The organism is Nocardioides sp. P5_C9_2 (assembly GCF_054049555.1).
This window is the reverse complement of record NZ_JBFUMD010000352.1, coordinates 1-4,188: the sequence shown is the minus strand read 5'-3', so window position 1 is coordinate 4,188 and position 4,188 is coordinate 1. Positions and strand designations below refer to the sequence as shown.

The 4,188-nt window shown below is 72.5% G+C and carries 6 protein-coding genes; 4 read left to right on the top strand and 2 right to left on the bottom strand.

Annotated elements, in window-relative coordinates; translation table 11 throughout:
* Positions 1-217 precede the first annotated feature (217 nt).
* Entirely contained in the window at positions 218-559 is a 342-nt protein-coding gene (locus tag ACXJKL_RS15845) for a YciI family protein (RefSeq protein WP_457207993.1), read from the top strand.
* A gap of 10 nt (positions 560-569) precedes the next feature.
* On the opposite strand, the gene ACXJKL_RS15840 is transcribed toward ACXJKL_RS15845, so the two are convergent.
* On the bottom strand, positions 570-1,451 hold the full coding sequence (locus ACXJKL_RS15840) for an Fpg/Nei family DNA glycosylase (protein WP_457207992.1): 882 nt from the start codon (positions 1,449-1,451) through the stop codon (positions 570-572).
* A gap of 52 nt (positions 1,452-1,503) precedes the next feature.
* Here ACXJKL_RS15840 and ACXJKL_RS15835 point away from each other — a divergent pair, with 52 nt between their 5' ends.
* On the top strand, positions 1,504-1,782 hold the full coding sequence (locus ACXJKL_RS15835) for a hypothetical protein (protein ID WP_457207991.1): 279 nt from the start codon (positions 1,504-1,506) through the stop codon (positions 1,780-1,782).
* 72 nt (positions 1,783-1,854) lie between these two features.
* Positions 1,855-3,051, top strand: a complete 1,197-nt coding sequence (locus ACXJKL_RS15830; RefSeq protein ID WP_457207990.1) for an ATP-binding protein — start codon at positions 1,855-1,857, stop codon at positions 3,049-3,051.
* Here the strand turns inward: ACXJKL_RS15830 and ACXJKL_RS15825 are convergent, their stop codons facing one another.
* Positions 3,052-3,516 (bottom strand): DUF2177 family protein, encoded by a 465-nt coding sequence (locus ACXJKL_RS15825; RefSeq protein WP_457207989.1) that lies wholly within the window; start codon positions 3,514-3,516, stop codon positions 3,052-3,054.
* A gap of 45 nt (positions 3,517-3,561) precedes the next feature.
* Between ACXJKL_RS15825 and ACXJKL_RS15820 the strand changes: the two genes are divergently transcribed.
* A complete protein-coding gene (locus ACXJKL_RS15820; protein ID WP_457207988.1) occupies positions 3,562-4,155 on the top strand; it encodes a mycothiol transferase in 594 nt (197 codons plus the stop codon).
* Positions 4,156-4,188 lie beyond the last annotated feature (33 nt).

Sequence of the window (4,188 nt, the reverse complement as noted above, 5' to 3'; positions counted from 1 at the left end):
CACCTACACCACCGACACGTGCGGCTCGGTCATGGACAACATCGAGCCCCCCGAGCTGCCCTCCGACACGTCGGAGACCCCCACCCCGGAGGAGTCCCCGACGCAGTGACGTCGCCCGGCCGCGCGACTCTTCGCCGCGCGATGTCGCATCCGCCGGACACCGTTCGTGGAACTCTCGAGGCGGGCCGCCGGGCCCGCGGACAGATGAGGAGCAGACATGACCCAGTACGCGATCTACTTCAACCAGCAGTGGGTCGGCGATCACTCCGAGGAGTGGTTCCGCGGCCGGGGTCCGCTCGCGATGGCCGTCGTGGACGAGATCAAGGCCGCCGGCCAGTACGTGTTCGCCGGTGGGCTCGAGGAGGACCTCGCCGACGCGTTCAGCGCCGACGCCACCAGCGGGTCGGTGGTCGTCACCGACGGTCCCTACGCGGAGACCAAGGAGTACCTCGGCGGGATCACCATCGTCGAGGTCCCGGACGTGGAGACCGCCCGGATGTGGGCCGGCAGGATCGCGGAGGCGTGCGGGTGGCCCCAGGAGGTGCGGGTCGTCAAGTAGGCGCCAGTCGCTACTTGAGCAGCCGGCTCATCCGGCGGTCGGCGAGCGGCTTCCCGCCGGTCTGGCAGGTCGGGCAGTACTGCAGGCTCGAGTCGGCGAAGCTCACCTCGCGCACCACGTCGCCGCACACCGGGCACGCCTGGCCGGTGCGGCCGTGGACCGCGAGGTGGCTCTTCTTCTCGCCCTTGAGCTCGCTGGCGGCCAGGCCCCGGGACCGCTCGACGGCCGCACCGATGACGGTGCGGATGGCGTCGTACAGCGTCTGCACCTCGGCCTCGTCCAGCGAGCTGGCGGGCTTGTACGGCGACATCCGCGCCGCGTGCAGGAGCTCGTCGGAGTAGGCGTTGCCGATGCCGGCGATGGTGCCCTGGTGGCGCAGCACGCCCTTGATCTGCTTGCGGCCCTCGTGCTGGAGGATCCCGGCCAGCACGTCGATGGTGAACGAGTCGTCGAGCGGGTCCGGGCCCAGCCGGGCGATGCCCTCGACCTGCTGCGGGTCCCGGACCACGTAGATCGCCAGGCTCTTCTTGGTGCCGGCCTCGGTGATGTCGAGGCCGGGAGTGGTCTCGAAGTCCGGGTCGTCGATGACCACGCGGGCCGCGAGCGGGTTCTTGCTGTTGGGGCGGGCGGGAAGCGCCGGTACGTCGTCGCGCCAGCGGATCCATCCGGCGCGGGCGAGGTGGACGATGAGGTGGGTGCCGCTGGCGGTGATGTCGAGGAACTTGCCGTGCCGCGTGACGTCCTCGACGAGGGTGCCGTGCAGCGACTGCAGCGGCGGGTCGAAGGTCTTGAGGGCGCTGAACGCCRCCAGGTCGATGCGGGCGATGGCGCGGTCGACGAGCCGGCCCCGGAGGTCCTGGGCCAGCGCTTCCACCTCGGGCAGCTCGGGCATGGCGCGAGTGTAGGCCGCGTGACAGCCCTTGTGGGCGGGGTCACAATGGATCATGGCCCGGCCACGACCCCTGCCCCGGATGGGGGGAGTCCTCCTCGACCCGCGAGGTGAGGACCGGTCGCTGCGCGTCTCGTGGCACCCGGAGGCCGACGTCGTGGTGCTCTCGCTGTGGCGCGACAACCTGTGCGCCGGCACGTTCCGGCTGCCCGTCGACGAGGTGCCCGCCCTGATCGAGCTGCTGCGCTCCGGGCTCACCGAGGCGTACGCCRTCGCTCGCGACCGTGCCGAGCGTGCTGGTGCCCTGCCCCCGGGAGGGCAGGCGGCCGGCTGAGCGGCGTACGACTCGATCGGCGTGTCTGCCCAGATCTAAGGAATCGGCTAGACAGCCCGATACCGTCACATCGTGGACCCGATCCGTAACCCCTACGCCCCCGGTGCCGGGCAGCGCCCGCCCGAGCTGGCCGGCCGCGACGAGCAGCTCGCCGCCTTCGACGTCGTCCTGGAGCGGGTGGCCCGGGGTCGTCCCGAGCGCAGCCTCGTCCTCACCGGCCTGCGCGGGGTCGGCAAGACGGTGCTCCTCAACGCCCTGCGCAGCGCCGCCGTGCGCCGCCAGTGGGGCACCGGCAAGCTCGAGGCCCGCCCCGACCAGGGGCTGCGACGCCCGCTGAGCGGCGCGCTGCACCAGGCGGTCCGCGAGCTCGGGCACCGCGACGCCGACAGCGTGGACCACGTGCTGGGCGTCATCAAGGCCTTCGCCCAGCGCGACGCCGGCCCGGCCGCGAGGCTCAAGGACCAGTGGAGCCCGGGCATCGACGTGCCTGCGGTGCGTGGGCGCGCCGACTCCGGGGACATCGAGATCGACCTCGTCGAGCTCTTCACCGACCTCGGCGGACTGGCGGCCGACAAGGGCAAGGGCATCGCCATCTTCATCGACGAGATGCAGGACCTCGGCCCCGACGACGTGTCGGCACTGTGTGCGGCCTGCCACGAGATCAGCCAGTCGGGGCTGCCGGTCATCGTCGTCGGCGCCGGGCTGCCGCACCTGCCGGCCGTGCTGTCGGCCAGCAAGTCCTACTCCGAGCGCCTCTTCCGCTACCAGCGCATCGACCGGCTGACCCGTGAGGCCGCGGACCTCGCGCTCACCGTGCCGGCCGAGGACGAGGACGCGTTCTACGAGGCGGCTGCACTGGAGGCGATGTACGCCGCCACCGGCGGCTACCCGTACTTCATCCAGGCCTACGGCAAGKCGGTCTGGGACCGGGCGCCGCGCTCACCGATCACCGCCGCCGACGTGGCGGTGGCCGCTCCCGAGGCGGACGCCGAGCTCGCGGTCGGCTTCTTCGGCAGCCGCTACGAGCGGGCGACGCCGGGGGAGCGCGACTACCTGCGGGCGATGGCCGACGTGGCCGGCACCGAGTCCGACGCCCCGGACGCGGTGCCCACCGCCGACGTGGCGGCCGCGCTCGGCAAGAAGCCCCAGTCGCTGAGCCCGGCGCGGGACTCGCTGCTCAAGAAGGGGCTCATCTACTCCGGCGAGCGGGGCCGGATCGCCTTCACCGTGCCGCACTTCGGGCGCTACCTGCGCGAGCACACCAACTGATCAGCGCGCCCAGGCCGGCAGCCGGTGCACGACGGCGTACGTCCCGCCGCTGACCGCCGCCGAGAGGAACGCGCCCCACGCCATGTCGATCGGCACCAGGGCCGCGGGCCACCCCTCGAGGATGGCGAGGTTGGTGAGCTCGTAGACGCCGTAGACGACGAACCCGAAGAAGGCGCCCACGCCCACCGCCCGGCGCCAGGAGCCGGCGGCGACGGCCGGGTGGATGACGAAGTGGACGAGCCCCGCGAGCAGCACGAGGTAGACCAGGACGGCGCCGACCAGGTTCGGTGACTCCGCCTTGAGGTCGCCGAGCTGATCGTCGTACAGGTCGGTGGCCACGGCGCTCAGCCACAGCACGTCGACCACGCTGAAGACGACGGCGGCGACGGCGAACTGGGTGAGCCAGGCGGAGGGACGCACCGGGACAGTATGGGGGCGCGGCTGCGGACCGATCCTGTCCGCCATGCGGAGGAGGGTGGTCCCATCGACCACCGACGAGGGAGACCCACCATGCTCGAGCCGACCACCTACTCCGAGTCCGCCGCCCTGGCCGCCTTCCTGCGCGCGCAGGTCGTCGCCGCCCGCACCGCAGCCCACGGCCTCGCCGACGAGGAGGCGCGCCTCACCCCCACCCGCTCGGCGCTGAGCATCGGCGGGATCCTCAAGCACCTCAGCACGGCGTGGGTGACCTGGGAGCGTCGCGAGGCGCAGAACCGTGGCGAGCGGGGCTGGGCGCTCACCGAGGCCGACTACGGGACCTTCTACGGCAGCTTCGCGCTCACCGACGGCGAGACGCTCGAGTCGATCATCGAGCGGTACGACGCCGCGACGGACCACCTGCTGGCCGCCGTCGAGGCGATGGACCCGGGGGCGGAGGTGCTCGAGGCGCCGGCGCCGTGGTTCGGCCGCCTCGAGCCGAGTCGGGTCACCCGCCGCTTCCTCGCCCTGCACCTGATCGAGGAGTTCGCCCGGCACGCCGGTCACGCCGACATCGTCCGCGAGCAGCTCGACGGCGCCCAGGCGGGCCAGCTGACGATGGCCGTGGAGGGCATCGCGGGCAACGACTTCATGCAGCCGTGGCGCCGGGACCCCGTCGACGCCTGATCGGGGGGTAGTCCGTGACGTTCGGCCCCCGAT

Coding starts and splice junctions, on each gene's coding strand:
- ACXJKL_RS15825 (WP_457207989.1), bottom strand. CDS start 3,516: ATGGCGGACAGGATCGGTCCGCAGCCGCGCCCCCATACTGTCCCGGTG.
- ACXJKL_RS15845 (WP_457207993.1), top strand. CDS start 218: ATGACCCAGTACGCGATCTACTTCAACCAGCAGTGGGTCGGCGATCAC.
- ACXJKL_RS15820 (WP_457207988.1), top strand. CDS start 3,562: ATGCTCGAGCCGACCACCTACTCCGAGTCCGCCGCCCTGGCCGCCTTC.